Annotated in this window: 7 protein-coding genes; all 7 read left to right on the forward strand. The window is 33.8% G+C overall.

Features of this window, described 5'->3' with window-relative positions:
* Nucleotides 1–95 precede the first annotated feature (95 nt).
* Nucleotides 96–635, forward strand: coding sequence for a cupin domain-containing protein (locus tag SULYE_RS06485; protein WP_007547730.1), 540 nt, complete (start codon nucleotides 96–98; stop codon nucleotides 633–635).
* The gene (locus SULYE_RS06490; RefSeq protein WP_007547731.1) at nucleotides 636–1,148 is read left to right on the forward strand and encodes a DUF2628 domain-containing protein; all 513 of its coding nucleotides are present in this window, start codon (nucleotides 636–638) and stop codon (nucleotides 1,146–1,148) included.
* On the forward strand, nucleotides 1,102–1,869 hold the full coding sequence (locus SULYE_RS06495) for an enoyl-ACP reductase FabI (protein WP_007547732.1): 768 nt from the start codon (nucleotides 1,102–1,104) through the stop codon (nucleotides 1,867–1,869). The genes SULYE_RS06490 and SULYE_RS06495 overlap by 47 nt, the downstream gene beginning before the upstream one ends.
* A 9-nt stretch (nucleotides 1,870–1,878) precedes the next feature.
* Nucleotides 1,879–2,082, forward strand: a complete 204-nt coding sequence (gene thiS, locus SULYE_RS06500) for a sulfur carrier protein ThiS (protein ID WP_007547734.1) — start codon at nucleotides 1,879–1,881, stop codon at nucleotides 2,080–2,082.
* Nucleotides 2,082–3,005 carry a histidine--tRNA ligase gene (gene hisS / locus SULYE_RS06505; RefSeq protein ID WP_408054948.1) on the forward strand — a complete coding sequence of 308 codons (924 nt, stop codon included), beginning with the start codon at nucleotides 2,082–2,084 and terminating at the stop codon, nucleotides 3,003–3,005. The genes thiS and hisS overlap by 1 nt, the downstream gene beginning before the upstream one ends.
* A gap of 80 nt (nucleotides 3,006–3,085) precedes the next feature.
* Nucleotides 3,086–3,313: a hypothetical protein gene (locus tag SULYE_RS08765; RefSeq protein ID WP_343122148.1), complete on the forward strand. Its 228-nt coding sequence runs from the start codon at nucleotides 3,086–3,088 to the stop codon at nucleotides 3,311–3,313.
* Nucleotides 3,314–3,656: 343 nt separating this feature from the next.
* Nucleotides 3,657–4,352 (forward strand): tRNA guanosine(34) transglycosylase Tgt (locus SULYE_RS06510; protein ID WP_043989206.1); only part of this gene is annotated, 696 nt, incomplete at its 3' end.

Raw genomic sequence — 4,352 nt, forward strand, 5'->3', positions numbered from 1 at the left:
AACAGAAAAAGATTTTCCAGAAAGATGTCCTTATACATTTGAACAGATTTTAAACTATAAGCCATGGCTTGAAAATAATACTTAGGAGGTTAAATATGGCAAGATTAGTTTTCAGAAAAAGCGGTAAGGTAATAGAAAATCCAGAAGAGATAAAATCATTTTTGTCTCAGTATGGTGTAGTTTATGACGTTTGGGGCGTTGATAGACTTCCGGAAGATGTTAGAAAAAATTACAACATAGATGAAGAAAATTCAAAAGCCATAATTCAAGCATACGAAAAAGAATTGAAAGAATTGAAAGAAAAAATGGGATACATTACAGAAGATATAGTTGTTTTATCTGAAAAAACTCCAAATCTTGATGGTCTAATGGCTAAATTTAAAAGAGAGCATCACCATATAGATGATGAAGTTAGATTTGTAGTTGATGGTAGCGGTATATTTCCGGTAAAAATAGAAGACGATATTGTAGATATTCATGTAGAAGCTGGGGAGTTAATCGTTGTGCCGGCGGGAGCAAGACACTGGTTTGAGCTTGACGAAAACAGAAAAATAAAATGTATAAGAGTTTTCAAAACACCTGCAGGTTGGGAAGCTATTTACAATGAAAATGAAACAGCAACCATGAGGGACTAAATGACCCAGCAAGAGAGAGAAGAGTTAAGAATATTTGTTGGAAAAAATGCAGATTACTACATATCTAAATGGGAAGAGATTGCAGAAAATAAAATAAGCTGGAACTGGGCAGCTTTTTTCTTTGGTCTTTTGTGGTTTGGATATAGAAAAATGTACCCCCATGCTTTTGGATTTATGATTTTCAGTCTTATACTTCAAATTATTCAAACGAAAATGAATACAGACCCTTTGGTTATAGTTTTGACAAATTTAGCTATTTCTATATTCATAGGAATGTTTGGAAACTACTTATACTATGAGTATGCAAAATCAAAGGTTCAAGAGATAAAAAGTAAATTAACAGATGAAAAAAATTTTTATATTGAACTTGCAAGACAAGGTGGAGCAAGTTATTTTACAGCGATCGGTATAGGATTGATGTATTTAGTAGCATCATCTATTATAGAATACGGAATGGAGGATAAAAGTGAAAATTTTAGAAAACAAAAAAGCATTGATCCTTGGAGTAGCTAACGATAAAAGTATAGCTTACGGAATAGCTAAGGTTTTCTATGAAAACGGAGCTATACTTGGATTTAATTATCTTGATGAAAGGATAGAAAAAAGAGTTAGACCAATAGCTCAAGAGTTTAATTCCGACCTTGTTGTTAAATGTGATGTTTCTAAGGATGAAGAGATTAAAAGTTTGTTTGAAGCTGTTAAAGAAAAGTGGGGTAGCGTTGATATAATCGTTCACTCAATAGCCTTTGCCAACAAGGAATATTTAAAAGATTACTATTATACTGTGGATAGACAGTCATTTTTACAGGCTATGGATATAAGTGTTTACTCGTTTACAGCCATAGCAAGAGAATTTTTACCAATACTAAATGAAGGTGCAAGTTTATTAACGCTGTCATATTACGGCGCTGAAAAGGTTGTTTATAATTATAACGTTATGGGTGTTGCAAAAGCAGCATTAGAGGCATCTGTAAAATATCTTGCAAGAGACCTTGGAGAAAAAGGTATAAGAGTTAACTGCATATCAGCCGGACCAATCAAGACCTTGGCAGCAATGGGAATTTCAGATTTCAACGAAATTCAAAAAATATCAGCCGAAAGAGCACCACTTAAAAGAAATGTAACCATAGAAGAAGTTGGGAAAGCGGCACTATTTTTATGTTCTGATTTATCATCAGGCATAACAGGAGAAATATTACATGTTGATGCAGGCTATAACATCATAGGCATGTGAGGTGTTCATATGAAGCTATATGTAAACGGCGTTTTAAAAGAGTTTGAAAAAGAACAAATGACGATATCAGAATTAGTAAAAGAGTTACAAATAAAAGCACCAAACTTTGCCGTTGCGGTAGGCTTTGATGTAATTCCAAAAAGTGAGTACGATACATTTGTTTTGAAAGATGGAGACAAGGTTGAGATAGTTCATTTTGTTGGTGGAGGTTGATGTTGGAAAAAATCCAAAAAATCAGAGGATTTCAGGATATATACGGAGAAAACGCAAAAAAATACAGATATATAGTAGATACATTCAGAAAAACATTTTTAGATTATAACTTCCAAGAAATAATCCTTCCTTACGTTGAAGATGTATCGTTATTCAAAAGGTCTGTTGGTGAGGCAACGGATATAGTTCAAAAAGAGATGTATGTTTTTACAGATAAAGGCGGTAGAGATGTTGCACTTAGACCGGAGGGTACAGCAGGTTGCGTTAGAGCTTACATAGAAGAAAAGATGTACGCAGAAGGCGGATACCATAAACTGTTTTATGAAGGAGCAATGTTTAGATACGAAAGACCACAAGCAGGAAGATATAGACAATTTCACCAAATCGGAGCAGAAATATTTGGAGTTTCTTCGTACTTAGCGGATGTTGAGCTTATCAGCATGGTTTACAAAATACTTAAAAATCTTAAAATAGACTTTAGACTTGAAATAAATACACTTGGCGATTTTCAATCAAGAAAAGAGTATATATCAAAGCTGATTGAATATTTAAAAAATTATGAAAACTCTTTATGTCAAGATTGCAGAAGAAGAATTCATGAAAATCCACTTAGAGTTTTAGATTGTAAGGTAGAAAGCTGTAAAGAGATAACAAAAGATGCACCAAAAATAACAGAAAGTCTTCCAAAAGAGGCAATAGAAAGATTTGAAAAGATAAAAGAAAGCTTAAAAGCTATCAGCGTTGATTTTATAGAAAATCCAAGACTTGTTAGGGGTCTTGATTATTACACCCATACTGTTTTTGAGTTTATCTCTCAGGAAATAGGTTCTCAGGGGACAATTGCAGCAGGTGGAAGATATGATAATCTTGTAGAACAACTGGAGGACCACCAACGCCAGCACTCGGCTTTGCAGCAGGTATAGAGAGACTTATCTTATTAGTCAAAGACTTACCACCGGAGAAACCATTAATCGTAATCATTCCATTAAACCAAGATTATTATATACAAGCTTTAAAACTTTCGGAAAAGACAAGAGAAAAGCACATTCAAACAGAGCTACTCTTAAAAGAAGGAAGTTTAAAATCAATGCTAAAAACAGCAAATAAATTTAATGCTAAGTACGTAATTTTTGTATCTGATAAATTAGAGCTTAAAGATATGACATCAGGCGACCAGGAGATATTTATAAACGAGGAAGATTTAATAGATGCCTTACTTTCTAAGTTGTAAAATATGGCGAAAGACTGAGAAGTGCTGGAAAAATTTTTGCAAGCTGTAAAATGATAGTGTTTCAAAATTTTTGTAAATTTACCTTTCCTTGTCATCCTGAGGCTACAAGCCGAAGGATCTCCTCTTTTAAAAAAGTAAAGTAAGTAAATGATAAATAAAAAAGAAAGGAGATTTTTCACTAGCTGTAGAATGACAATCAAAAGGTTAAATTAATTTTTGGATTTGGTTAAAATTGGAACATCTTAGCGAAAGATGAGGAGATAAGAGATAATATTATTGCTATTCTGCATTTGGTTAAGAATTTTATTATTTTAATAAAAATTCATAAAAACGGAGGTAAAAGCTGTTTAAGTTTGAGCTTTTAAAAGAAGATGGCAACGCAAGACGTGGAAAGATATACACACCTCACGGAGAGATAGATACACCTATATTTATGCCGGTTGGTACCCAGGGAACGGTCAAAGCCATAACGATGAAACATCTTGAAGAGATAAACGCACAGATAATTCTTGGAAATACATACCATTTATATTTAAGACCGGGCCTTGAAGTTTTAAAGAAATTCGGCGGACTTCATAATTTTTCATCTTGGCAAAAACCGATTTTAACGGACAGTGGAGGGTTTCAGGTTTTTTCTTTAGCAGCCGGAAAGGAGAAAGAAGGTAAACAAAAGGCGCAGGTTGTAATTACAGAAGAAGGTGTAAAGTTTAAATCTCATTTAGATGGTTCATGGCATTTTTTCACACCGGAGTTTGTCGTTGAAATTCAAGAAATAATCGGCAGTGATATAATGATGCCTTTAGATGAATGCCCACCTTATCCTTCCAGCCATCAGTACGCTTTAGAAAGTCTTAAAAGAACTATCAGATGGCTTGAAAGGTCAAAAAAAGCAAAGAAAAATCCAAATCAAGCATTATTTGGAATAATTCAAGGGTCAACTTACGAAGATTTAAGAAGAGAAAGCGCGCTTAGGACTATAGAACTTGATATGGATGGATACTCTGTCGGTGGTCTATCTGTTGGTGAGCCAAAAGAATAT

Source organism: Sulfurihydrogenibium yellowstonense SS-5, from assembly GCF_000173615.1.
Taxonomy (GTDB): domain Bacteria; phylum Aquificota; class Aquificia; order Aquificales; family Hydrogenothermaceae; genus Sulfurihydrogenibium; species Sulfurihydrogenibium yellowstonense.

Coding starts and splice junctions, on each gene's coding strand:
- SULYE_RS06485 (WP_007547730.1), top strand. CDS start 96: ATGGCAAGATTAGTTTTCAGAAAAAGCGGTAAGGTAATAGAAAATCCA.
- SULYE_RS06490 (WP_007547731.1), top strand. CDS start 636: ATGACCCAGCAAGAGAGAGAAGAGTTAAGAATATTTGTTGGAAAAAAT.
- thiS (WP_007547734.1), top strand. CDS start 1,879: ATGAAGCTATATGTAAACGGCGTTTTAAAAGAGTTTGAAAAAGAACAA.
- hisS (WP_408054948.1), top strand. CDS start 2,082: ATGTTGGAAAAAATCCAAAAAATCAGAGGATTTCAGGATATATACGGA.